This window comes from Wenyingzhuangia aestuarii (genome assembly GCF_011927765.1).
Lineage (GTDB): Bacteria > Bacteroidota > Bacteroidia > Flavobacteriales > Flavobacteriaceae > Wenyingzhuangia > Wenyingzhuangia aestuarii.
In genome coordinates this window covers 1-24590 of the sequence record NZ_JAATJG010000001.1, presented here as the reverse complement: position 1 = coordinate 24590, position 24590 = coordinate 1, and the positions used below count along the sequence as shown (strand labels likewise).

Annotated in this window: 21 protein-coding genes; 14 read left to right on the top strand and 7 right to left on the bottom strand. The window is 28.9% G+C overall.

Annotated features, from left to right (window positions below; all coding sequences use genetic code 11):
- Nucleotides 1–122: 122 nt before the first annotated feature.
- From GGR97_RS00100 to GGR97_RS00075, 6 genes are all read left to right on the top strand, one after another.
- Nucleotides 123–1547 carry an FG-GAP repeat protein gene (locus GGR97_RS00100; protein WP_167896381.1) on the top strand — a complete coding sequence of 475 codons (1425 nt, stop codon included), beginning with the start codon at nt 123–125 and terminating at the stop codon, nt 1545–1547.
- A gap of 163 nt (nt 1548–1710) precedes the next feature.
- Nucleotides 1711–3921, top strand: coding sequence for a ribonuclease R (gene rnr / locus GGR97_RS00095; RefSeq protein ID WP_167896380.1), 2211 nt, complete (start codon nt 1711–1713; stop codon nt 3919–3921).
- A 49-nt stretch (nt 3922–3970) separates the two neighbouring features.
- Nucleotides 3971–4639, top strand: a complete 669-nt coding sequence (locus tag GGR97_RS00090; RefSeq protein ID WP_167896379.1) for a GIN domain-containing protein — start codon at nt 3971–3973, stop codon at nt 4637–4639.
- A gap of 61 nt (nt 4640–4700) precedes the next feature.
- Entirely contained in the window at nt 4701–4901 is a 201-nt protein-coding gene (locus GGR97_RS00085; RefSeq protein WP_167896378.1) for a Sec-independent protein translocase subunit TatA/TatB, read from the top strand.
- A gap of 60 nt (nt 4902–4961) precedes the next feature.
- The gene (locus GGR97_RS00080; protein WP_167896377.1) at nt 4962–5534 is read left to right on the top strand and encodes a DUF975 family protein; all 573 of its coding nucleotides are present in this window, start codon (nt 4962–4964) and stop codon (nt 5532–5534) included.
- Nucleotides 5535–5582: 48 nt separating this feature from the next.
- Nucleotides 5583–7070, top strand: a complete 1488-nt coding sequence (locus GGR97_RS00075; protein ID WP_167896376.1) for a DUF5723 family protein — start codon at nt 5583–5585, stop codon at nt 7068–7070.
- 36 nt (nt 7071–7106) lie between these two features.
- Here the strand turns inward: GGR97_RS00075 and GGR97_RS00070 are convergent, their stop codons facing one another.
- Both GGR97_RS00070 and gltX read right to left on the bottom strand, forming a co-directional pair.
- Nucleotides 7107–8006, bottom strand: a complete 900-nt coding sequence (locus GGR97_RS00070; RefSeq protein ID WP_167896375.1) for an SPFH domain-containing protein — start codon at nt 8004–8006, stop codon at nt 7107–7109.
- Between the two features lie 93 nt (nt 8007–8099).
- Entirely contained in the window at nt 8100–9614 is a 1515-nt protein-coding gene (gene gltX, locus GGR97_RS00065) for a glutamate--tRNA ligase (protein WP_167896374.1), read from the bottom strand.
- Between the two features lie 141 nt (nt 9615–9755).
- Here gltX and ybeY point away from each other — a divergent pair, with 141 nt between their 5' ends.
- The 3 genes from ybeY to GGR97_RS00050 all read left to right on the top strand — a co-directional run bounded on the left by ybeY (nt 9756) and on the right by GGR97_RS00050 (nt 13358).
- Entirely contained in the window at nt 9756–10169 is a 414-nt protein-coding gene (ybeY, locus tag GGR97_RS00060; protein ID WP_167896373.1) for an rRNA maturation RNase YbeY, read from the top strand.
- A 67-nt stretch (nt 10170–10236) separates the two neighbouring features.
- Nucleotides 10237–12114, top strand: coding sequence for a tRNA uridine-5-carboxymethylaminomethyl(34) synthesis enzyme MnmG (gene mnmG / locus GGR97_RS00055; RefSeq protein ID WP_167896372.1), 1878 nt, complete (start codon nt 10237–10239; stop codon nt 12112–12114).
- A 236-nt stretch (nt 12115–12350) separates the two neighbouring features.
- A complete protein-coding gene (locus GGR97_RS00050; RefSeq protein ID WP_167896371.1) occupies nt 12351–13358 on the top strand; it encodes a class I SAM-dependent methyltransferase in 1008 nt (335 codons plus the stop codon).
- A 154-nt stretch (nt 13359–13512) separates the two neighbouring features.
- Here the strand turns inward: GGR97_RS00050 and GGR97_RS00045 are convergent, their stop codons facing one another.
- The 3 genes from GGR97_RS00045 to GGR97_RS00040 form a co-directional block, all read right to left on the bottom strand.
- Nucleotides 13513–13878: a hypothetical protein gene (locus GGR97_RS00045; RefSeq protein WP_167896370.1), complete on the bottom strand. Its 366-nt coding sequence runs from the start codon at nt 13876–13878 to the stop codon at nt 13513–13515.
- Between the two features lie 74 nt (nt 13879–13952).
- A complete protein-coding gene (locus tag GGR97_RS15340) occupies nt 13953–14081 on the bottom strand; it encodes a hypothetical protein (RefSeq protein ID WP_262887196.1) in 129 nt (42 codons plus the stop codon).
- 25 nt (nt 14082–14106) lie between these two features.
- Nucleotides 14107–14949, bottom strand: coding sequence for a PB1 domain-containing protein (locus tag GGR97_RS00040; RefSeq protein ID WP_167896369.1), 843 nt, complete (start codon nt 14947–14949; stop codon nt 14107–14109).
- A 145-nt stretch (nt 14950–15094) separates the two neighbouring features.
- Between GGR97_RS00040 and GGR97_RS00035 the strand changes: the two genes are divergently transcribed.
- The 4 genes from GGR97_RS00035 to GGR97_RS00020 all read left to right on the top strand — a co-directional run bounded on the left by GGR97_RS00035 (nt 15095) and on the right by GGR97_RS00020 (nt 21491).
- Nucleotides 15095–15610: an RNA polymerase sigma factor gene (locus tag GGR97_RS00035; RefSeq protein ID WP_167896368.1), complete on the top strand. Its 516-nt coding sequence runs from the start codon at nt 15095–15097 to the stop codon at nt 15608–15610.
- Nucleotides 15611–15694: 84 nt separating this feature from the next.
- Complete coding sequence (locus GGR97_RS00030; RefSeq protein ID WP_167896367.1) at nt 15695–16603, top strand: FecR family protein; 909 nt, start codon at nt 15695–15697, stop codon at nt 16601–16603.
- A 1-nt stretch (nt 16604) separates the two neighbouring features.
- A complete protein-coding gene (locus GGR97_RS00025; protein WP_167896366.1) occupies nt 16605–19181 on the top strand; it encodes a TonB-dependent receptor in 2577 nt (858 codons plus the stop codon).
- Between the two features lie 252 nt (nt 19182–19433).
- The gene (locus GGR97_RS00020; protein ID WP_167896365.1) at nt 19434–21491 is read left to right on the top strand and encodes a hybrid sensor histidine kinase/response regulator transcription factor; all 2058 of its coding nucleotides are present in this window, start codon (nt 19434–19436) and stop codon (nt 21489–21491) included.
- A 257-nt stretch (nt 21492–21748) separates the two neighbouring features.
- Here GGR97_RS00020 and GGR97_RS00015 read toward each other — a convergent pair whose 3' ends face one another.
- The gene (locus tag GGR97_RS00015) at nt 21749–22885 is read right to left on the bottom strand and encodes a DNA polymerase III subunit (RefSeq protein ID WP_167896364.1); all 1137 of its coding nucleotides are present in this window, start codon (nt 22883–22885) and stop codon (nt 21749–21751) included.
- A gap of 310 nt (nt 22886–23195) precedes the next feature.
- On the opposite strand from GGR97_RS00015, the gene GGR97_RS00010 reads away from it, so the two are divergent.
- Nucleotides 23196–24380, top strand: a complete 1185-nt coding sequence (locus GGR97_RS00010; protein ID WP_167896363.1) for a phosphoglycerate kinase — start codon at nt 23196–23198, stop codon at nt 24378–24380.
- Nucleotides 24381–24452: 72 nt separating this feature from the next.
- Here the strand turns inward: GGR97_RS00010 and GGR97_RS15410 are convergent.
- Nucleotides 24453–24590 (bottom strand): IS3 family transposase (locus GGR97_RS15410; protein WP_167896362.1); only part of this gene is annotated, 138 nt, incomplete at its 5' end.

Sequence of the window (24590 nt, the reverse complement as noted above, 5' to 3'; positions counted from 1 at the left end):
AATAACCTATTTAAAAAATGAAATTATAGAAAAGAGTAACATTAGTATAAAGCTCAGGAATTAATTTTGATATTATTACAACTAACATAAGTTATGATGTATGTTTGCAAAAAATTAAATTAATGAAACAAAAACTACTCTTAGTATTCGTATTAGCAACGCAATCTTTTTTTGCACAATGGTCTCAAGTAGGATCTGATATTGATAGTGATAGACAGAAAAACTTTTTTGGAACCTCTATAGCTATTAACGATTTAGGTGATATTGTTGCTGTAGGAGCTCCAGATGATGATGAATCTTCAACTATTTTTAATAACGGTGTAGTTACTGTTTACAAAAAAAACGAAGCAAACGAATGGGTGCAATATGGAAACGAAATAATTGGAGAAGCTGCAGATGATCAATCTGGTTATTCTTTAAGTATGAATGCTGCCGGAACTATTGTTGCTATAGGAAGTATTGTAAATAACGATGGAGGTCTTAATGCTGGACATGTTAGAGTTTACGAATACAATGCAGGAACTTGGACTAAAATAGGAACCGATTTAGATGGTGTGGCAGGAGATTATTTTGGATCTTCTGTAAGTTTAAATCAATCAGGAACTTTGTTAGCTGTGGGAGCTCCAGGAAATGCTGCTAATACAGGTTTGGTTAGAGTTTATGAATATACTGGAGGTAATTGGGTACAACAAGGTTTAGATTTAAGTGGTGTAGCAGGAGATAATTTTGGAACAGCAATAAGCATCAATCAACTAGGAACTAAATTAGCTGTGGGAGCTCCAGGAAATGCTACAAATACAGGTTTGGTTAAAATTTACGAATATAGTTCTAGTACTTGGTCTTTGCATTCTGAATTGTATGGAGAAACTTCTGAAGATTATTTTGGTACAACATTAGAGTTAAACGGTAACGGAAATACAATTATTGTTGGTGCTGTTAAAAGCGATGGAGCAGTTGGAATAGATACAGGACATGTAAGTGTTTATGAATATACCTCTTCATCATGGTCTCAAATAGGTAGTAATATAGAGGGAGAAGGATCTAAAGATGAGTTTGGAAATGCTGTTAGCATAAATACTGATGGTTTTATTATTGCTATTGGATCAAAAAGAAATGGAGACAATGCTACTAAACACGGACATGTAAGAATTTTTAGAAACGAATCTGGAACTTGGACACAATTAGGTGATGATATTAATGGAGAAGCTAATTATGACGAATCTGGGATTTCTGTAGATTTAAATAGTACAGGTTTTATAGTTTCTATAGGTGCTGCTTTAAACGATGGAGCTAAGGTAGATGCTGGACATGCTAGAATTTTTGAATATGAAGAAATTGTTTTAACTAATAAATCTACAACTATTGATGGATTGGTTATTAATTTCTCAAACGGTAGTTTTAGTAGTAATTTACCTAATATTAAATTAGAAATTAGAAATATTTTAGGACAAAATATTTCTAATAAATCAATTTCAACTGGGGTTTATTTAGTACTAGCACAAGATAATTTTGGTGCTACTCAATTATTTAAAATTTTTGTTAAATAAACATTTATCATCAAAAATAGAAACAAAAAAATCCTACTAAATTTAGTAGGATTTTTTGTTTTAATACTTGTAACAAAAGCTTTACAATAATTTATATAGCTAATGTCAAGGTGTTTCTTTAAATACAATTATCTTTATCACCATTAAATAAAGAGAGAAGTATATGCCAAGAGGTAATAAGAAAGGTATTTTTAAGAAAAAAGGAGGAGTTATAAAAGATCTTACACGTAAGGTTTTTAAAGTGTTGAATGAGAATAGTGGAAATCCTTTAAATTACAAACAAATTGCTGCCAAATTAGGATTTGACGATCATGGTAGCAAACAACAGTTGTTATTAAAGTTAGAAGAGTTAAAGGCTCAAAAAAAAATAAAAGAAGAAGATAGAGGTAAGTTTGTTTTAGATGCAGATAAAAATTATCACATTGGAACCTTAGATGTTACTAGTACAGGTAATGCCTATTTTATTTGTGATGATTTTGAAACCGATACATTTATCAACAAAAACAGTGTAAACGGAGGTTTAAATGGAGATACTGTTAAAGCTTATGTATATAAACGCAAACAACGTAACAAGTTAGAAGGGGAAATTGTAGAAGTATTAGAACGCAAAAAAACAGATTTTGTAGGAACATTACAATTAAGTGCTCGTTTTGGATTTGTAGTTGCCGATGATAGATCTATGAACAATGATATTTTTATTCCTAAAGATAAAATTGGTGAAGCTGTAGATGGAGACAAAGTTGTGGCTAGTATTACAGATTGGCCATCGGACTCTAAAAATCCTTATGGAATAATTACAAGAGTTTTAGGAAAAGCAGGGGAACACAATACAGAAATTCATTCTATTCTTGCTGAATATAATTTGCCTTACGAATTTCCACCAGAAGTAGAAGCAGCAGCCGAAAAAGTAGATATTAGTATTACAGATGAAGAAATTGCCAAACGTAGAGATATGCGTGATGTATTAACATTTACCATAGATCCACGTGATGCCAAAGATTTTGATGATGCTTTGTCTTTTCAAGTTTTAGAAAATGGAAATTACGAAATAGGAATTCATATTGCCGATGTATCACACTACGTGGCCGAAGGTTCCATTTTAGATGAAGAAGCATACAACAGAGCCACTTCTGTTTATTTGGTAGATAGGGTAGTACCTATGTTGCCAGAAATGTTATCTAACGGAGTTTGTTCTTTACGTCCCAACGAAGAAAAATTAACATTTTCTGCCGTGTTTGAATTGAATGACAAAGCAGAAATTAAAAAAGAATGGTACGGTAGAACAGTTACCTATTCTGATAAGCGTTTTGCTTATGAAGAAGCTCAGGTAATTATAGAAGAACCCGAAGAAACAAATCATATTATTCCTGATGAAATTTCTATTACAGGAGAAGCTTATAATGTAGATCCTAAAATATCTGAAGCCATTTTAAAAATGGATGTGTTGGCAAAAATTATGCGTGGTAAACGTATGAAATCTGGTGCTTTGGCTTTTGATAAAGTAGAAACCAAATTTAACTTAGATGAAGAAGCAAACCCAATAGGAGTGTTTTTTAAAGAATCTAAAGATGCTAACAAATTAATTGAAGAATTTATGTTGTTGGCTAACAGAAAAGTGGCAGAATTTGTTGGAAAAACAAAAGCAGGTCAAGCTAAAAAAACATTTATTTATCGTGTTCACGATGAACCTAATACCGACAAGTTAGAAGCTTTAGGAACTTTGGTTCAAAAATTTGGATATGGAATAGATACAAAATCTAGAATGTCTACCTCTAAATCTTTAAATAAATTATTGAGTGATGTACATGGAAAGGCAGAATCTAACATGATTGAAACCTTAACTATTAGATCTATGAGTAAGGCAGAATATACTACAGAAAATATAGGTCATTACGGATTGGCTTTTGATTATTATGGACATTTTACTTCTCCAATTCGTAGATATCCAGATGTTATGGCTCACCGTTTATTGCAACACTATTTAGATAAAGGAAAGCCTGTTTCTGCAGAAGATTTTGAAGAAAAATGTAAACATTCTTCAGAAATGGAAATGTTAGCTTCTAAAGCAGAACGAGAATCTATTAAATACATGCAAATTAAATACATGCAAAACTTTACTGGAAAAGCTTTTAAAGGAGTTATTTCTGGAGTAACAGAATGGGGTATTTATGTAGAAGTGTTAGAAAACAAATGTGAAGGAATGGTTAGAACTAGAGATATTACTAGCGATCATTTTGTTTTTGATCAGGAAGAATATGCTTTGGTAGGACGTAAGCATGGAGATATTTATCGCTTAGGTGATGAAGTTTGGATTAAAGTTAAAAATGCAGATTTAGAACGTAAACATTTAGACTTTTATTTAATAGAAGAGTAGTTAGGTATTAATTTTGATGCATGCTTACGAAATTGAATTTTTATAAAAAATGAAAAAAATATTTTTAGCAATTTTATTAATTGGGCAATTTTCTTTTGCTCAAGATTTAGTTAAAGATTTAAAACCTTTTAAAGCGATTACAATTAATAGTGCCATGGAGGTAGAATTAATTTTAGCTGATGGTTTTAAAATTGAAGTTTATGGTAAGGATGTAGATAAATTATCTGTAAGTGATCGTAATAAAGAATTAAAATTATCTACTTCTTTAAAAAAGAAATTTAAGAGCGATTTAAAAGTAAAAATTTATTATAACAATGGATTGCGACATATAAAATTAGCCAATCAAGTTGTGTTTACTTCTAAAGAGCCTATAATAGAGAAATTTTTAGAAATAGAAGCTGTTAATAACGTTAGAGCTAATTTAACGGTTCAAACTGATGATTTTATAGCTAACCTAGACTTAGGTAGTAATTTGCTTTTAAAAGGCTTTACAAAAAGTCAAAAAATTAAGGTAAAAAGTAAAAGTTTGTATGATGCTTTTAATTTTAAAAGTAAAAAAGCTTATGTAGAAGTAAGGGCTGCTCAAGCAGGTGTTTACGTATCAGAATTTTTAGATGCTGTTGCCAAACTTAAAGGAGAAATTACGTATATGGGAACTCCATATTCTGTAAACGAAAAAACTTTTTTAGGAAAAGTAATTCATAAAAAAGAGGAGTAAAATTGCACCCACTATTTATTATTAAAAAATGTATATTTGTAATTCTTAAAATACACAAGAAATGAACACTTTAAATATATCTTTAGGATTTGTAGGACCAGGACAATGGGTAATTATAGCAGTTATTGTATTGTTGTTATTTGGAGGTCGTAAAATTCCTGAATTAATGCGAGGACTTGGAGGAGGAATCAAAGAGTTTAAAAAAGCAACTCAAGAAGACGAAGACGAGCCTAAGAAAAAAATTGACGATGATAAAAAATAATTTATCATCTCTATAATAATTTACCTATTCTGAAAAGAGTAGGTTTTTTTTTACTACTACATGAACATTTTACATCTCATTAAAAAATCTGTACTAGATTTACGTGGCTATTTTAGTATACTTTTATTAGCCTCTTTACCTTTAAGTTTTTTACCCTTAGTAATTCAGGAAAATAAAATTATAGGTATGTTATTATTATTAGTTTTGTCTGGCCCCTTAAAAGCTGGTTTGTCAAAATTATCTTTAGCTATTGTAGATAAGCAACCTTTAAAATTATCTTTTTTTTTAGAAGGGTTTACTTATTTTAAAAACTCTCTAGGAGTATTTTTATTATCTCTTGTTTTTATAATAGGAGGATTATTTTTGTTAATTATTCCAGGAATAATTGTTGCTATTTGGTTGTCACAATCATATTTTGTACTTGCAGAAAATCCAACTTTAGAACCTATGGATGTGTTTAAAAAAAGTAAGGAATTAATAAAAGGAAGCGAACTACAACTTTTTTTAATTATGCTTTTTTTTACTTCAATTTCATTATTGTTAATATTAAGTAAATTAACCTTAGTTAGTTTGTTAATAGTTCCTATTCAATATGTTACTTTAAGTAATTTTTATAACTACTTAAAAAAATAAATAGATTTTTTATTATAACTTTGACGATACCCCATAAGTTATACCTGTTTGATAAAAAAAATATACCCCTTTTTTTTATTCATATCCCTTATTAGTTATTCTCAAAATTCTGTATTATTTACAGATAATTTTTCTGGAATTGAAAGTGTATTATTCAATCCTGCAAATATTATAGATTCTTATTATAAGGTTGATGTAAATATAATTTCATCTACAAGCAATTTAGGAAATTCCTATTCTGTTGTAAAACCGTATGATATCCTTAAGGATATTGAATTTGGAATTAATGATTTTAATACCCTTAATAATATTACTAATTCTAATGGTAATTTAGGAGCTTTAAAAGATGCTTCAGGTTTAAAAAGTGTAGATAGTTATGTTTTAAGAAACGACTATTCTAGCCATTCTAATTTTTATGGAAATTCAACTGTATTAGGTCCTTCATTTTTATGGTCTATTAATAAATATAATGCTGTTGGTTTTACTACTGCTATCCGTTTTAATGGAAATGTGTCTAATTTAAATACAGATTTATACAATCAATTTCTAGAAAAAACTTATTTAGACACTCCTGAGTTATTGTTAAAAAATGATTTTGGAACTTTAACAGGATCTGGTCAATCTTTTAGTTGGTACGAAGTTGGCTTTTCTTATGCTGCCGTACCATTACATAATTCTAGTGAATTGTTAAAAGTTGGAGTAAGTTTAAAATTTTTAAGAGGAATAAAATCATATTCTTTTTTGTTAAATAATTTAACATCAAACTTTACTTTAAATATTGATGATCTCGAGAATAGTTCCTTAGATTTAAATGGATCCATTTCTGTAGCTTCTTCTTACGAAGGTGCTAATTATGGTCAAGGAATTGATATTGGTTTTGTTTATGAAAAACGCAACAAAACATTGCCTATTAATTCTAGAGATAAAAAAGGGAATATTTATTTTAACAAAGCACCTTATTCCTACAAAGTATCTGCTTCTGTTACAGACTTAGGTTTTTTGTTTTTTAACAATGTTAAACAGCAAACTAATAATGTGAATGTAAACTTGCAAAACTCTAATTTTAATATTTCTAACTATCTAGGAGTAGGTTTTCAAGACACTAAAAAACAAACTTATTTATTACCTACAACAGCTCATTTAAATGTTGATTTTAATATAAATAATCATTGGTTTATTAATACCAATATAGATTATTATTTATTTTCTGATACAAGAAAATATGCGATGAAAACGGTTTCTAATTTTAGTATTACACCTAGGTATGAGTCTCAACATATTTCTGCATTTTTACCTGTTAGTATTAATAAATTTGGAATTTTAAAATCGGGTGTAGGTTTAAGAACAGGTTTTTTATTTGTTGGAAGTTCTTCTATAATTTCTAATTTCTTTGATGAGTCTAAAGAATTTGATTTTTTTGTAGGAGTTAAAATTCCGATTTATAATTCTAAAGTGATCAAAGAATACAAAAGAAGTATTAGAAAATATACACTTGATAATGGTAGGGGTAACTTAAATAAAAAAAGGAGACACTAATTACTAGTGTCTCCTTTTTTTTATTATAATTGAATGCTATTTTTTAGAACTGTCTTGAATTGTATTTGCTGCTGCTAAACTAGTAACCATATCATTTAACATACTATTTGCTGCATTAGGATTGTTAGGTAGTAAAATTAAATTACTATTACTTTCTGATCCTATAGATTGCAACGTATCATAATGTTGTGTAATAACTATTAAAGCTGAAGCCTCGCTACTATTAATTCCTGCTTTACTTAATACATCTACAGACTCTTCTAAACCACGAGCAATTTCTCTACGTTGGTCTGCAATTCCTTTTCCTTGTAAACGTTTACTTTCTGCTTCACCACGTGCTCTTTCTACAATAGCAATACGCTGTGCATCTCCTTCAAACTGTGCGGCAATTTTTTCACGTTCCGCAGCGTTAATTCTGTTCATAGCTGCTTTTACTTGCGCATCTGGATCTATATCTGTTACCAAAGCCTTTACTATGTCGTATCCGTAGTTTAACATAGCTTCTTTTAATTCTCTTTGTATAGCTAAGGCTATATCATCTTTTTTCTCAAAAACGTCGTCTAATTTCATCTTTGGAACTTCTGCTCTTACTACATCAAAAATATAAGCAGTAATTTGATCGTGTGGATTTTGTAATTTGTAAAAAGCATCTTCTACCTTTTCTCTTAAAATTTGAAATTGTACAGATATTTTCATTTGTACAAAAACATCATCTTTAGTTTTGGTTTCTACCAACACATCTAATTGTTGAATTTTTAAACTAACTCTTCCGGCAATTTTATCAATTAATGGAATTTTAAAATTTAATCCTGCTTGTCTTGTCCCTACAAATTTTCCGAATCTTTCTACAATAGCGGTAGTTTGTTGTTGTACAGTAAAGATTCCTAAAACCAATATAATGATTGTAGGAATTAAAATAGGTAAGTAATCTAACATTGTTTTTTCTTTTAAAGATACTGTTTTTAAAACTAAAAAAGCCCTGAGTTTATACTCAGAGCTTTTTATATTTTGATAAGTTCAATTAAAAAATTAACCTAATTTTTTAATTGAATTTTCTATTCTTTCTAATGTATTTTCTTTACCAATCATTTCAATAATATCAAATAGGTGAGGACCTTTCATGGCACCCACAATACTTAATCTTAATGGTTGCATTACTTTTCCAAAACCTAATTCGTTACTAGTAATGTATTCCTTTACTTTTTCTTCTATGGTTGCACTATTAAAATCTTCTATATTTTTAATTACATTGGCAACTTCTTTTATTAATGGACTAGTGGTTTCTTTCCATTGTTTTTTAGCTGCTTTTTGATCATAAGAAGTAGGGTTGGCAAAATAGTAATCTGACAATTCCCATAAATCTTTAGAAAAAATTGCACGTTCTCTAACTGCTTCAATCACCTTAGTAATATAAACATCATCAAAACCTGTAACAGCTTCACTATTTAAAGCTTTAAATTCTGCCACAATTTTAGAGATATCCGTAGACATCATGTATTGTTGATTGAACCATTTTGTTTTATCTGGGCTAAATTTAGCTCCCGATTTAGAAACACGTTCAATACTAAATTCTTTACATAATTCTTCTAAAGAAAATATTTCTTGTTCTGTTCCAGGGTTCCATCCTAACAAAGCAAGCATGTTTATAAAGGCATCGTTAAAATACCCTTCTTCTTTATATCCTTTAGAAACTTCACTAGTTTCTTGATTTGTATAATTTAATGGAAATACAGGAAATCCTAATTTATCACCATCACGTTTGCTTAGTTTTCCTTTACCTACGGGTTTTAAAATTAACGGTAAGTGTGCAAATTTTGGTGCAATCCATCCAAAAGCTTCGTATAATAAACTGTGTAATGGTAAAGAAGGTAACCATTCTTCTCCACGTATTACATGACTAATTTCCATCAAATGATCATCTACAATATTTGCTAAATGATAAGTTGGCATACCGTCAGATTTAAATAAAATTTTATCATCTAAGGTATTCGTATCAATAATAATTTCACCACGAATCATATCGTCTAAAATTAATTTTTGATCTTTTGGAGTTTTAAAACGAATCACATATTTTTCTCCAGCAGCCAATTTAGCCTCAACTTCTTGTTTTGTTAAGTTGATGGAATTGTTTAAGGTTTCACGTGAAACATTGTTGTAAACAAATACTGTTTTGTTAGCTTCTGCTTGGTTACGTAATATATCTAACTCTTCAGAAGTATCAAAAGCATAATAAGCCTGATTACTTGCAACCAAGGCATCAGCATATTTTTTATATATTTCCTTTCTTTCTGATTGACGGTAAGGACCAAATTTTTCGTTTTTTCCTGGACCCTCATCAAAAGGAATTCCACACCATTCTAAAGATTCAGTAATATAGCTTTCTGCATTGGCAACATACCTAGTTTGGTCTGTGTCTTCAATTCTTAATACAAAGGTTCCGTTGTGCTTTTTAGCAAATAAGTAGTTAAACAATGCTGTTCTTACTCCTCCAATATGTAAAGGACCTGTAGGGCTTGGTGCAAATCTTACACGTACATTTTCCATGGTTACTTTTTTAGAATTTTATATTCGTTTTTATTGCTTGCAAATATACTTTATCTACGCATTAATATGATTGATATACTTTATTTTATTGTCTTTCAATCTACCAAGTTATTTATTACCTTTGCAAATCAAATTTTTACTATGATAGATTTTACTTATGAAGCTGATTTTGAATTAATTAATCCAAATCATCATGTGGAATGGATTCAGAATGCTTTACAAGAAGAGGGTTTTGAAGAAGGAGATATCAATTATATCTTTTGTGATGATGAATATCTACATAAATTAAATGTAGAATTTTTAGATCATGATACTTTAACAGATATTATTAGCTTTGATTATACGATGGGAAAATTAATTTCTGGTGATATTTTTATATCGGTAGAACGTGTGTTTGATAATGCTAAAGATTTGAATATTGATTTTAGAGATGAAATGAATCGTGTTATGATTCATGGTATTTTACATTATTGTGGTTACAAAGACAAACAACCAGATGATGTAAGAGTAATGCGAAGCAAAGAAGATTATTATATAGCAAAAATTGCTAAATAGTTCCACGTGGAACAAACGATAAAATAAGGTTGAATTTTAATTTAACTTTTAAATTGAAAATAAATATATGAGTTTATTTACAGATACATATGATGTAATTGTTGTAGGAGGGGGTCATGCAGGTTCTGAAGCTGCTGCTGCTGCTGCAAATATGGGTGCTAAAACTTTATTAGTAACCATGAGTTTACAAAACATTGCTCAAATGAGTTGTAATCCTGCTATGGGAGGAATTGCAAAAGGTCAGATAGTAAGAGAAATTGATGCATTAGGAGGGTATAGTGGAATTGTTACAGATAAAACTGCTATTCAATTTAAAATGTTAAATAAATCTAAAGGACCTGCTATGTGGAGTCCAAGAGCTCAGTCTGACAGAATGCGTTTTGCAGAAGAGTGGAGAGTGATGTTGGAACATACCGATAATCTTGATTTTTATCAGGACATGATTAAAGGTTTGGTTATTGAAGATAGAGAAATTAAAGGAGTAAAAACAGGATTAGGATTTGTTATAAAAGCTGAATCTGTAATTATTACTGCAGGAACTTTTTTAAATGGGTTAATTCATATTGGAGAAAAATCTTTTGGTGGAGGTAGGTCTGGTGAAAGTGCTTCTACTGGAATTACTGAAGATTTAGTGAAAGTTGGTTTTGAAGCAGGACGAATGAAGACGGGAACTCCTCCAAGAGTTGATGCTAGATCTTTAGATTTTTCTAAAATGATAGAACAACCAGGTGATGAGAATCCTGAGAAATTTTCTTATTTGCCTACTACAAAACCTTTAGTAGAACAACGTTCTTGTTATATGAGTTACACTTCTCAGGAAGTGCACGATTTGTTGCGTAGTGGTTTTGATAGGTCTCCAATGTTTAATGGTAGAATTCAATCTACAGGTCCACGTTATTGTCCTTCTATTGAAGATAAAATTGATCGTTTTGCAACTAAGGATAAACATCAAATTTTTGTAGAACCGGAAGGTTGGAATACAGTAGAAATTTATGTAAATGGTTTTTCTACTTCTTTACCAGAAGATGTTCAAGATAAAGCTTTGCGTAAAGTTGCTGGGTTTGAAAATGTAAAATTCTTGCGTTATGGATATGCAATTGAGTATGATTATTTTCCACCAACACAATTAACACATTCTTTAGAAACTAAATTGGTTAAGAATTTGTTTTTTGCTGGACAAATTAATGGTACTACAGGTTATGAAGAAGCTGGTGCACAAGGATTAATGGCTGGTATAAATGCAGCTTTAAAAGTTCAAAAAAGACCTCCTTTTATTTTAAAAAGAGACGAAGCTTATATTGGAGTTTTAATAGATGATTTAATTACAAAAGGAACAGAAGAACCTTATAGAATGTTTACTTCTAGAGCTGAATATAGAACTCTATTGCGTCAAGATAATGCAGATATTAGATTAACTCCATTATCTAATGCAATTGGTTTAGCTTCTGATGAACGTTTAGAAAGAGTAAAAGAAAAGGTTAGGAAATCTGATTTGTTGGTTGAGTTTTTAGAACAAACAAGTATTAAACCAGGAGATGTAAATCCTATTCTTGAAGAAAAAGGATCTGCCGTAATTAACCAATCTGTTAAAATGTATAAGGTAGCATCTAGACCTCAAATAGATTTTAATGATGTTGTAAGGTTCCCTGGAGTTGCTGATTTTATTAAAGAGCACGATATGGATTCTGAAGTTTTAGAACAAGCAGAGGTTAAAGTAAAATATGCGGGTTATATAGAGAAAGAAAAGAATAATGCAGATAAACTACAACGTTTAGAAAATATATCTATTCCTAAGAGTTTTGATTATTATAAAGTAAAATCTTTGTCTACAGAAGCGCAGCAAAAATTAACTAAAATTCAGCCTGTAACAATATCACAAGCGAGTAGAATTAGTGGTGTTTCACCATCAGATGTTTCTGTTTTGTTGGTTTATATGGGAAGATAAAAAATAGCGTTCCACGTGGAACAAATAGAGAATTTAAAAAAGAGGATGTGAATTAACATCCTCTTTTTTTGTTTTACATAATTACAAAATAAATATAAATTTTAGTTTTAATGATGATTTCTTTCCGTTGAAAAATGGATTAAAGTATCTTTGTGTGGCTGTCTATATTTGATATTGTTATTTTATTAAGATGGTTTTGTAAAATAGAATTTAGTTTTAAAATTTTTACCTAGAAAATGGCTTTAAAAACATATATAAAAACCAAAGATTTTTCAGTTTCAAAAGAAAATTTTGAATTGTTATTAGATGATCGTATCGATTTACTAATTACTAATCCTAGACCTAAAAAAGAAAATTTAGGAAAGTATTACGAAACAGAAAATTATATTTCTCATACCGATAGTAATAAAACAATTACGGAAATTGTATACAATAAGGTTAAGAAATATGCTTTGCAAAAAAAGTTAGAGCTTTTAAATTCTTTTTCTGTAGAAGAAAAAAAGGTTTTAGATATTGGTTGTGGAACTGGAGATTTTTTAAAAATATGTCAGCAAGCAGGATGGAAGGTAACTGGAATAGAACCTAGTGAAAAAGCAAGGGAAAAAGCTTTTGAAAAATTAGAAGATCGTACTTATATCTATTCAAATATTCATGCTTTTTTTGATGATGATTTTGCAGCAACTGAAAAAGATTTAGATTACAAACAAAGTTATAGACAAACAAAGTTATATCATCATTCAGATCACGAAACTAAAAATGTAGAAAAAGAAGTTTTAAAATTTGAAGATGAAAATGTAGAGAAAGAAAGCAATCCATATTTATTTGATGTAATTACCATGTGGCATTCTTTAGAGCATGTTCACGATTTGGATATGTATATTTATAGATTAAAACAATTGTTAAAACCAGATGGAGTTTTGGTAATTGCGGTTCCAAATTATAAAAGTTACGATGCAGAGCTTTATAAAGAATATTGGGCTGCTTATGATACCCCAAGACATTTGTGGCATTTTTCTCAAACTGCAATGAATAGATTGTTTGCAACAGAATTAATAAAAGTAATAAAAACACTTCCGATGAAGTTTGATGCTTTTTATGTTTCTTTATTAAGTGAACAATACAAAACAGGTAAAAAGAATTTTATCAAAGCAATTATTAACGGATATAGGTCAAATAAAAAAGCAAAACAAACAGGAGAGTATTCTTCTTTAATATATCTACTAAAAAACATGAAAAATGAATAATTAATCGTTTTAAGCTGTGTTAAGTGCGTTTGCTATATAAATGTATTATTAAATAAACAAAGCCTCTTAAATTAACTTTAAGAGGCTTTGTTTTTAGTTGTATTATTTATTGTTATATAAAAATCAATAAATAATATTTATAGTGATTAATTTTTTATTGAATTTGTAGATACCATCCTAAAATGGTTACAATTAAATAGATTCCTAAATTGGCTGCTCCTTGAAAATCTCCAGCAATTCTTTGTCCAACTAAAAGAATTAAAATGTTAATGGTACATATTTGATATACTAGAATTTCAGAAATCAGAATAAAATCAAAAAAGATACTACTAATAGCAATTAACAAAAATAGAGTAGTAATGCTATTTGTAAAAACTAAAAACCACCAAAATAAGTTTCCAAGTTTGTTGTTTTTTAAATGATGACCTAAAAACTCTGAATATCCTTTTTTATCTTTTAATTTTTCAAAAAGAGAATATGAAAACGAAATGAACAAAAAAGATAGAATAGCTAAAATCATTATATTTTAATTTTAGGCAAAGTTGCTTAAAAATTAAACCCCTTGCAAACTTTTAGATTGTAAGGGGTTTTTGATTAGTTACTGTTGTTTTCTTTTAAAAACTGACGTAAATCTTGATCACTTTTTATTGTTTTAGGAATACCATTGTTGTCTTCTAATATAAATGGGTATTGAAATGATTCTGGAATATTTTCTTCACTCATAATTTAGAATATTTTAGAAAGAGAATTATTTTTTTCTCTTTTTTGTTTCTTTTAAATATGCCTCAAGTTCATCTTCACTAGATAATTCGGTAACAGTTCCTTTTTTATCTTCTACAGATATAGGAAATTCAAATACAGGTCTAGTGTTTTCTTCTAAAGAATCCATGTATAATTTCATAGCATCTTTGTCTGTAATTTCGGTAGTAGTTTCATCTGTGTTTATTAATGTAACAGGATATACTAATTTAAAAGGAGCTCTTTTTACAGAGGGTTTGTTATTGTTTCTACCTTTTTTTTCTTGAAGGTAAGCTTCAAGAGCTTCTTCATCACTAACTTCTGTTATAGTTCCTTCTTTATCTTTTACAGATATAGGAAATTGAAAAGTAGGTTTAGTACCTTCTTCCAAAGTTTCTATATAAGCTTTCATAGCTTCTTTATCTGTAATTTCGGTGGTAGTTTCATCAGTATTAATTACTGTTACGGGATATAAAATTCCTAAGTGAGCTTTTCTGTGTGTTCGTTTACCAATTAATGCTTTTAACTCTTTAATAGAGTTTATAATTACGGTTTCTCCATCTACTGTAATTTCAATTGGAAATTCAATTTTTGGTCTGTTAGACTGTTTGTTGTAATCTTCCAATTCTTCATCAGAGCTAATAGTTTCATTAGTATCATCACTATTTACGGTTGTAATAGGATAGCTAATACTTAATGTTTCTATAATAGATGTTAAATCGTCTTGAGTAAGTTCATCAGTAGCTTGAGAAGTTGTTATTTCATCACTTTCAATCTTAGAACTACTGTTTTGGCAGCTAATAAATAAAAATGATGCTGCTACAATTCCTAAAATAGATTTTGTGTATTTCATGATATAGTTTTTTAGATTTATACTACTTAAACAGCTGTTTATTAAAATACCCTACCATAATTTAAGAAAAAATTAAATAATTGTAATTGTTTTTGGAGTTTAGATAGGTTTAAATAATTTATATTTAAAATATTAAATAGAAAATATGTTAAAAGAACCTTCCGTTTGTGAAGCTAAAATATATGAAGCTCTCTATAAAAAATATAGCAAATCTCTTTATAGCTTTATGTATTATAAATGTGGAGATCAAGATAGAGCAGAAGATTTAGTTCAAGAAGCCTTTATTAAACTTTGGGATAATTGTGCCAAAGTTATTTTTGAAAAAGCTAAGTCTTATTTATATACCATTGCTAATAATCAATTTTTAAATGAAGTTGCACACTTTAGAGTAAAGTTAAAATACCAGCAACATTCTGGAAAAGAAGATAGTAATATTGAATCTCCTGATTTTATTTTAGAAGAAAAAGAATTTATGGTAAAGCTTCAAAAAGCGTTAGATGATTTAACAGCTGGAGAAAGAGAAGTGTTTTTATTGAATAGAATAGAAGGAAAAAAATATAGAGAAATTGCTGAGATGTTAGAGATATCTGTAAAAGCTGTAGAAAAAAGAATGCATGGTGCTTTGTTAAAGCTAAGACAAAGTATAGATAAAAAAATATAAAATTCTACAAATCAAAAATTTACAAGCTATTTAAGGTAGGGTATTTAAATAGTTAATGGTTATAGATAGAAATAGACCAAACTAATGAAACAAGATTATAAAAACGATGATACTTACTTAGCAAGATGGCTTAATAATGAGTTGTCTGATGCTGAGTTGGCAGATTTTAAAAAGTCTGAAGAGTATGCATTGTATCAAAAAATAGCCGATAAAAGTACGGAGTTTACAATTCCATCTTTTAATCAAGAAAAAGTTTTAGAGCAAATACAAAGCAAACTAAAAGACCGTAAAACAAAGGTTCGTAAGTTTATTCCTACTTGGGTATATGCTACTGCAGCTGCTGTTTTAGTTTTGGTAGGATTAACATTTTTCTTTAATCAAGAGACTAGTTTTACATCTTCTGTAGGACAACAATTAGCTTATGTTTTACCTGATGGATCTGAAGTGCAATTAAACGGAAATTCTTCTGTGTCGTTTAATAAAAAACAATGGGATAAAGGGAATAGAACTTTAGACTTAGAGGGAGAAGGATATTTTAAAGTTAAAAAAGGATCTACTTTTTCTGTGGCTACAGAAGAGGGAACGGTTACTGTTTTAGGTACGCAATTTAATGTTCAAACAGTAGATAATTATTTGGCTGTAGAATGTTACGAAGGAAAAGTAAACGTTAAAAACAATAAGTTTGAATTTATTTTAACTCCCGGAAAAGGAGTTCAGTTTTTAAAAAATCAAAAAAAATCTTATAATATTTCGGTGTCAGAACCTAATTGGTTGTTACATAATTATCAATACAACGGAGTGCCTTTACGTGTTGTTTTTAAAGATTTAGAAAATGTTTATAAGGTTCGTATTATAAATAAAGATGTAGATTTAGTACAAAAATATTCAGGAGTACTTGTAAAAAATAACTTAGATAAAGCTTTAAAGGTAATTTGTAAGTCTATGAATATTACCTACACAACTAAAGATAAAGTAGTAACTATTAGCCAATAAAATGAATAAACTCTTTTGGTTCTTTTACTTAGTAACAGCTATTGTTTTTTCTCAAGAAAAAACAAGTTTAAAAAAGGTTTTAAACACGCTGTCTAATAAATACCAAATAGCGTTTTCTTATGATGAAAATCAAATACAAAAATTCACATCTATTTTAGTTGATGAATCTGAAATTCTAGAATATCAATTGGTTTCTATTTCTAATCAAACGCAATTGATTTTTGAGAAAATTGATGCTAAAAATTACATTCTTAGATTACCAACAAGCTCTAAAACTTCTGTTTGTGGAACTATTGTTAGTGCAAAAAACAATCAAAAATTATCGTTTGTAACCGTTTCTTGTAATGGCAAAACGGTGTATACAAATTCACAAGGCTATTTTGAGTTAAAAGACGTTTTGTCTGATGGTTTTATTACCATAAGTTCTTTAGAATATCAATCTAAAACAGTTGCTATAGCTTCTTTTGGTAAAGATTGCATTGCTATTTCTTTAAATGATGAAGTTAATTATTTAAACGAAATAGTAATTACCGATTATTTAACCAGAGGATTTTCTAAAAAAAAGGATGGAAGTATTGTTTTAGATCCTAAAAAGTTAGGGATTTTACCCGGGGTGATAGAACCAGATGTTTTACAAACTTTACAATTAATTCCAGGAGTACAAAGTCCTGACGAAACAGCTTCGGGAATTCATATTAGAGGAAGTACTCCTGATCAAAATTTAGTGGTTTTTGATGGAATGAAAATGTATCATTTCTCTCACTTTTTTGGATTGATATCTGCTTTTAATCCCTACATCACTAACAATGTAAAACTATACAGATCGGGAACTCATGCAAAATACGGAAACAACGTTGGTGGCGTGTTAGATATTAGTATAGATACTACGGTTCCTAAAAAAACAAACATAGGTTTTGGAAGTACTTTTACCCATGCAGATTTTTATATAAAAACACCATTGTTTACAAATAAAGTAGGATTGGTTTTTTCTGCCAGAAGATCTATTACAGATTTAGTAAATAGTATCACTTTTCAAAAATATTCAGAGGTTGTTTTTCAAAACAGCAGAATATCTGATGGATTAGAAGACAATAATTTAAAAGTTATAAATGCTAAAAACGATTTTTATTATGAAGACTATCATACTAAAATAATTGTTCAGCCAAATGCAAAAAACAAATTGTCTTTTAGTTATTTATACAATGTAAACGATTTAAATTTTACGGGAACTACTACTTTAATTAGAGAAGGTTTTCAAGATGATATTCGTGTAAAAAACACAGGTTTTAGAGCCGATTGGAAATACGGTTTGTCAAAAAATGGAAGTCATCAAATAGCTTACAGTTCAACCAATTTTAATAAAAATTATCAAGGATCTAGAACTACAACTTTAAGAAATGGAAATGAAGAAGTAGCTTCTTTTGGAAAAGATAATCAAGTTATAGAAAACAGTTTAGAGTATATTTTTGAAAAAGAAACCAAAAAACATAATAAATGGCAATTAGGCTATCAGTTTAGTAATTACAATGTGGGGTATAATTTTTACAGAAATACTCCTGATATTACTAATGGAATAAATGATATTATTCAGGGACAAACTAAAAACTATGCACTTTTTACAGAATATCAATTCAGAAATAGCAAACAATGGTTAGTTAATCTAGGTTTAAGATTTCAAAGTTTTGATAAAATTGATGATCATTATTTGGAGCCTAGGCTAAATATAAACTACAAAGTAAATAAAGCCTTAAGTTTTAAATTTTCTACTGAGTTAAAGCATCAATCTATGAGTCAGGTTGTAGATTTTAGAAGTGATGGTTTAGGTGGATTATTCGATCGTTTTTGGGCTCTTTCTGATGGAGGAGAATTTCCAGTATTACAAAGTATTCAAACAAGTATTGGAACAGATTATCAAAAAAATAATTGGACTATAGATTTAGATTTTTATAAAAAAAAGGTAAATGGAGTTTTGTTATTGATTGATGAAAATATAAAATCTAGAAAATATTTTAGTGGAAGCAATACTGTATTAGGAATGGATGTTTTGGTAAAAAGAACATGGAATAATTACAATACTTGGGTTAGTTATTCTTTGTCTAAAAGTCAATACTTATTTAATAAACTCAACAACTCTAAAAAGTTTGATGGTTCTTATGATGCACCACACAATCTTATTTGGTCTCATAATTATAGTTACAAACAGTTGGAATTTTCTTTAGGATGGAGATTTAGATCTGGAATACCTTATACTATTAAAACAGCTGTTGAAAAAAACAATCAAGAAGGACTTAGAGTAGATTTTGAAAATTTAAATACAGAAAGATTACCTAATTATCAAAGGTTAGATTTTTCTACATCCTATAAATTTTATGTAAACAGGACTCCTAAAATAAAAGGAGTTTTTGGAATTACATTCCAGAATCTTATAAACAAGAAAAATATTTTAAACCGAGATTACGAAATAGAAACTGTAATTATAGGAAAAGGATCTAGTAGAGAAGAAAAAGAAGTTTTAGTAGAAACAGACAGATTATCTATGGGCTTTGTTCCTAATGCTGTTTTTAGAATTAACTTTTAAAAAAAAGCCCTACGCGTTAAATATACCCCTATATTTTGCGTAGAGCTAAAATGGTATCACCCTTTCATAACCCTTTTATTTTATAGTAATAAGTTTAGATTTTACTTAAATAACCTAGAATTATTAATTACAAATAAACCATATTTTAGATTCACTAATAGATCAAGATTAATCATTAATCAATCAAAATTAAAACATAAATCAGTCATATTGTTTTAATACATATATCTTTGAACCAAGAATATATAAGGTATGATGTATAAAAAACTACTAAGCTTAAGAAGGTTCTTTACCACTAAAGAAATGTCTAAAACAAAGCTTAAAAGAATTAATTTATTGCTGTTGTTTTCGTTAGTGTGGATTCTTCAAGCTATTATTTCTGTTTTTTTTGCCGTTTTGGGTAATGATTCTGAATTAATGATTAAGGGGCATATTTTTAATATTGTATCAGTCTCGGCTATTTTATTTTTACTGTATAAAAAAAAGTATGAAATAGCATCTGTTTTATTTATGCTTTTAGTAGTGTTAACAGTATTATTGTTTACCAATTTTATAGCACCAAGGGCTTACGGAGAATATCATTATTTACATATTTCTTTATTAATGCTTGTGTTAACAGATAATAAAATACTTATTTATAGTAGTTTTATTATTTCTTATATAGGTTTTGCTCTCCCAAATAAAATTTTAGGAATTTATCCAGAAACTTATTTTGCAGATCCTTTTTCTAGTTTTATTTTCTTTTTAGTTACTTTTTTATTGGTCTATTTTTTTAAAGTAAACAATCTTAAAAACGAAAAACTATTAGAAGAAAAACAACATGAATTAGAAGCTTTAAATAATTTTCAATCTCAATTTTTTATTAATATTTCTCACGAAATAAGAACACCTTTAACTTTAATAAAAGGAGAAGTAGATAAGTTAAAAGAAATTCCATCAGCCAATAGAATAGAGCAAAAATTAAACAATCAAATAGACAGAATTAAAAACATTGTTGATGATGTTATAGATCTTTCTAAAATGGATAATACATCGTTTAAACTAAACTTAAAAACGATTGATTTAAAAGAGTTGGTTTCTAAAGTATTTGTGTCTTTTCAGCCTTTATTTTATCAAAAAAACATTACGTTTAAGTGTATACATTCTTCAGAAAACTATTTTATTACTGCTGATGAAGTTTATTTAGAAAGAGCCATTAATAATCTGGTTTTAAATGCCTACAAATATACCGAGATTAACGGAGTTGTTAGTTTAAAAATAGCCATAGAAAACAATCAAGTATTATTTATAATTACCGATTCTGGAATTGGAATTCCTAAACAAGAAATAAATAAAATTTTTGATAGATTTTATCAGGTAGATAATGATATTAACAAATCTGGAGGAAGTGGTGTAGGACTTAGCTTTAGTAAAGAAATTATAGAATTACACAAAGCAAAAATAGAAGTAAATAGTCAACCAAATATAGGAACTACTATTCAGTTGTTTTTTCCGTTTGCAAATGGATATGTAAAAGATAATTTTATAACTGAAACCAATCCTGAAGAACAAAAAAATAGACAACTATCAAAAGTAAAAAGTAGCACAAAAAAAGTGTTGATTGTAGATGACTCATATGAGATGAGAAAATATTTAAAAGAAATACTTTTTGAGTACACATGTATAGAGGCTGTAGATGGTTTGGAGGCATTATCTCTATTAAAAAAGCCGAATACTATAGATCTTGTAATAAGTGACTATATGATGCCTAAAATGAATGGGCTAGAATTGTTAAAAAATATAAAACTACTACCACAAAATTGTCCGGTTTTAATGTTAACAGCAAGAACAGACTATAAAAGTAAGTTAGAAGTTTTAAAACTAGGTGTAACCGATTATTTGCACAAGCCTTTTGAAAAAGAGGAATTGTTAATTAGGGTTAAAAATATTTTAAAACAAGAAAGTAAAAAAGTCAAGTTTTTACTAAAAGAAGAAATTCCAGAATCCGAAGTAAAAGCCAACAGTGCTTGGATAGAAAAATTAAAAACTTATATTAAAGAACATTGTTCTAATCCAAAACTAAATCAAGAAGAAATAGCAGAAAATTTTAATTTATCTAAAAGCTCTTTTTATAGAAAAGTAAAAATGGAAACAGGTTTAACACCTAACGGATACATTACAGAAATAAAATTACAAGAAGCTAGAAATATAGTAGAAAGTAATCATCAAATAACATTAAAAGAACTAGCCTATAAGGTAGGTTATTTACACACATCTTATTTTGTGACTAAATATGAAAAAAGATTTGGAAAGCATCCATTAAATAAATAGCTTATTTAAAAGATCTATTTGTTAGTATAGAGTATAAATATTTTTTATTACAGTTTGCACATTTGTATGCAGTAATAAGTAAAATAGAATGATACGCTTTTCTCTTTCTACTTTTATATCTTCTTCTAGATCCGCAACTCGGACATTTTTTTTTAGGAAGCCTCATACAATAATTTACGTAAAATTTAATATTGTCGTATCCATAGCACAAACAAAAATAATAATTAAAAAGCTAATAAATGTTAACTTATTGAAAATTAAATATTTTCTTCTTTAGTGTGTAACAGCCTAGTAAGTTTTATAGAAGTGTCTAATAATACTAGTTTTGCATTTCCATTTCGTTCAATATGGTAAATAGCATCGTTTAATTCATTATTTATAGATTCTATGTTTCCTCCATGAATAAAAGGAGCAAATTTATCAATGGTAAAACCACTAGTTTCAGGTTGCATAAATACCAAATCTTTGGCACCATAATTAAATAACAAAGCTTGTCTAAAAAATTGCAAACAAAAAGTTAAGAACTGTTTTTGTTTTTCACGTCCCATGGCTGCAATAGTGTCAGACCACTGAATTAAATCTTGAATTACACTTGCATTTCCTCTTGCCTTAAAAGCAGCTCTAACCCAAATAATAAATAATTGTTCAAACTCTAAGTCGTTTCCTTCTTTTTTAAGAAGTTCTAAAGCTTTTTTATAACTCCCTTCAGCCCTGTGCGCTATTTTTTGTGCTTCTGCCGGAAAAGAATTTTGATTTTCTATTAAAGCCTCCGCAATATTTTCTTCACTAAGCAAAGGAAATTCTAGTAGCTGACAACGAGAAAGAATGGTGTTAATTAACAATTCTTTTTGTTCCACCACCAATATAAAAATGGTTTTAGCAGGCGGTTCTTCTATTAACTTTAACAATTTATTGGCAGCAGCATTGTTCATTTTTTCGGCCATCCAAATAATCATAATTTTGTAACCACCCTCGTAAGCTTTTAACTTTAAAGATTTTACAATTTCTTCGGCCTCATCAACTCCAATTTGTCCTTGTTTGTTCTCTATACCTAAATGCTGGTACCATTGAAACAAACTACCATAAGGTTGTTCTTTTACAAAAGATCTCCAATCTTCTAAAAACAAATTACTTACCGGATGTTTTTTAACTTTATCATTTACAGCAGTAGGAAAAGAAAAATGTAAATCCGGATGTTGTAATTTTTCTATTTTAAGATTACACGTTTCGTTGTTGTTGCAAAGAATATATTGTGCATAGGCAATAGCCATAGCTAAAGTTCCAACACCTTCTTTACCCACAAAAAGTTGAGCATGTGCAATTCTACCATTATCAACCGTAGTTTTTAAATGATTGATAAGATGTTTCTGACCTATAATTTTGTTAAAAAGCATAAGCAAATATACTAGATTCTAATTTCTTTTAGTAAAGATGTAGCTGCTTTAAAACAATTAATATTCTAACTTAATAACTAATACTTTTTATTTTTTAAGGATTAAAAATGATCCAATAATATTAGAAAAAGTAAAACAGTAGTGTAATCTATATTTCTAGGTTTAAAAAACATTAAATAAGCTCTGTTTTTTAACATTTATAGTCCCTTTTTTATAATTATTATAACGTTTTAGTTAATTTACCAGCTAAGTAATTTTATAAAAACTTACAAGTGTTATATTTGTAATCAATCAACTTAGATTTGACAATATGAAAACAATTAAAGATTTTAATTTTCAAGGTAAAAAGGCCTTAGTAAGAGTAGACTTTAACGTTCCGTTGGATGCGGATTTTAACGTAACAGATACAACAAGATTAAAGGCTGCTAAGCCAACAATTATTAAAATATTAGAGGACGGTGGTTCTGCAGTTTTAATGTCTCACTTAGGACGTCCAAAAGGAGTAGATGCTCAATTTTCTTTAAAGCACATTGTTAAAACAGCTTCTGAAATTTTAGGAGTAGAAGTTAAGTTTGTACCAGCTACTGTTGGTGCCGAAGCTGAAGCTGCTGTTGCTGCCTTAGAGCCAGGAGAAGTATTGTTATTAGAAAACTTACGTTTCTTTGCAGAAGAAACTAAAGGTGATTTAGCATTCTCTGAGCAATTATCTAAGTTAGGAGATGTTTATGTAAACGATGCTTTTGGTACAGCACACCGTGCACACGCATCTACAACTATTGTAGCACAATTTTTCCAAGATAAATTAGCCGGTTTTGTAATAGAAGCTGAGTTAGTAAATGCTGATAAAGTATTAAAAGGAGGAGTTAAACCTGTAACTGCTATTATGGGAGGAGCTAAAGTTTCTGATAAAATTTTAATTATCGAGAAATTATTAGACGTTGCTGATAACATTATTATTGGTGGAGGTATGTCTTACACTTTTGCAAAAGCAGAAGGTGGTAGCATTGGAAACTCTTTATGTCAAAATGATTTATTAGACTACGTTTTAGAGTTAGAAGCAAAAGCAAAAGCAAAAGGAGTAAAATTAATTTTCCCTATTGATAACTTATTAGGAGATGCTTTTTCTAATGATGCAAACACACAAGTAGTATTAAGAGGACAAATTCCTGATGGATGGGAAGGATTTGATATTGGACCACAAACTATTGAATTATTCTCTAAGATTATTAAAGAATCTAAGACTGTAATTTGGAATGGACCAATGGGTGTATCAGAAATTCCTTTATACGCTACAGGAACTATAGAAGTTGCTAAAGCGGTAAAAGAAGCTACAGAAGGTGGAGCTTTCTCTTTAATTGGAGGTGGAGATTCTGCTGCTGCAATTAACAATTTAGGTTTTGGAGACGATGTATCTTATGTATCTACAGGTGGTGGAGCATTGTTAGAGTACATGGAAGGAAAAGAATTACCTGGAATTGCTGCTTTAAGAGCATAAATAAAATGTCTTTATATAATAAAAAGCTCCTGAATTGGACAGCACCCCAAAAGTTGGACGGTTAATAATAAACTAATTAGAATAATGAGCTCGATATTTTATCGGGCTCATTCCTTTTAGTCTCCCTGATATTCTATCATTATTATAATAGCTAATATAGTTTTTAATCTCACTTTCTAATTGCTCAATAGAATTATATTTTTTTGGATA

Excerpts from the sequence above, each read along its gene's own strand:
- GGR97_RS00100 (WP_167896381.1), top strand. The coding sequence starts at position 123 with ATGAAACAAAAACTACTCTTAGTATTCGTATTAGCAACGCAATCTTTT.
- rnr (WP_167896380.1), top strand. The coding sequence starts at position 1,711 with ATGCCAAGAGGTAATAAGAAAGGTATTTTTAAGAAAAAAGGAGGAGTT.
- GGR97_RS00090 (WP_167896379.1), top strand. The coding sequence starts at position 3,971 with ATGAAAAAAATATTTTTAGCAATTTTATTAATTGGGCAATTTTCTTTT.
- GGR97_RS00085 (WP_167896378.1), top strand. The coding sequence starts at position 4,701 with ATGAACACTTTAAATATATCTTTAGGATTTGTAGGACCAGGACAATGG.
- GGR97_RS00080 (WP_167896377.1), top strand. The coding sequence starts at position 4,962 with ATGAACATTTTACATCTCATTAAAAAATCTGTACTAGATTTACGTGGC.
- GGR97_RS00070 (WP_167896375.1), bottom strand. The coding sequence starts at position 8,006 with ATGTTAGATTACTTACCTATTTTAATTCCTACAATCATTATATTGGTT.
- gltX (WP_167896374.1), bottom strand. The coding sequence starts at position 9,614 with ATGGAAAATGTACGTGTAAGATTTGCACCAAGCCCTACAGGTCCTTTA.
- ybeY (WP_167896373.1), top strand. The coding sequence starts at position 9,756 with ATGATAGATTTTACTTATGAAGCTGATTTTGAATTAATTAATCCAAAT.
- mnmG (WP_167896372.1), top strand. The coding sequence starts at position 10,237 with ATGAGTTTATTTACAGATACATATGATGTAATTGTTGTAGGAGGGGGT.
- GGR97_RS00050 (WP_167896371.1), top strand. The coding sequence starts at position 12,351 with ATGGCTTTAAAAACATATATAAAAACCAAAGATTTTTCAGTTTCAAAA.
- GGR97_RS00045 (WP_167896370.1), bottom strand. The coding sequence starts at position 13,878 with ATGATTTTAGCTATTCTATCTTTTTTGTTCATTTCGTTTTCATATTCT.
- GGR97_RS15340 (WP_262887196.1), bottom strand. The coding sequence starts at position 14,081 with ATGAGTGAAGAAAATATTCCAGAATCATTTCAATACCCATTTATATTA.
- GGR97_RS00040 (WP_167896369.1), bottom strand. The coding sequence starts at position 14,949 with ATGAAATACACAAAATCTATTTTAGGAATTGTAGCAGCATCATTTTTA.
- GGR97_RS00035 (WP_167896368.1), top strand. The coding sequence starts at position 15,095 with ATGTTAAAAGAACCTTCCGTTTGTGAAGCTAAAATATATGAAGCTCTC.
- GGR97_RS00030 (WP_167896367.1), top strand. The coding sequence starts at position 15,695 with ATGAAACAAGATTATAAAAACGATGATACTTACTTAGCAAGATGGCTT.
- GGR97_RS00025 (WP_167896366.1), top strand. The coding sequence starts at position 16,605 with ATGAATAAACTCTTTTGGTTCTTTTACTTAGTAACAGCTATTGTTTTT.
- GGR97_RS00020 (WP_167896365.1), top strand. The coding sequence starts at position 19,434 with ATGATGTATAAAAAACTACTAAGCTTAAGAAGGTTCTTTACCACTAAA.
- GGR97_RS00015 (WP_167896364.1), bottom strand. The coding sequence starts at position 22,885 with ATGCTTTTTAACAAAATTATAGGTCAGAAACATCTTATCAATCATTTA.
- GGR97_RS00010 (WP_167896363.1), top strand. The coding sequence starts at position 23,196 with ATGAAAACAATTAAAGATTTTAATTTTCAAGGTAAAAAGGCCTTAGTA.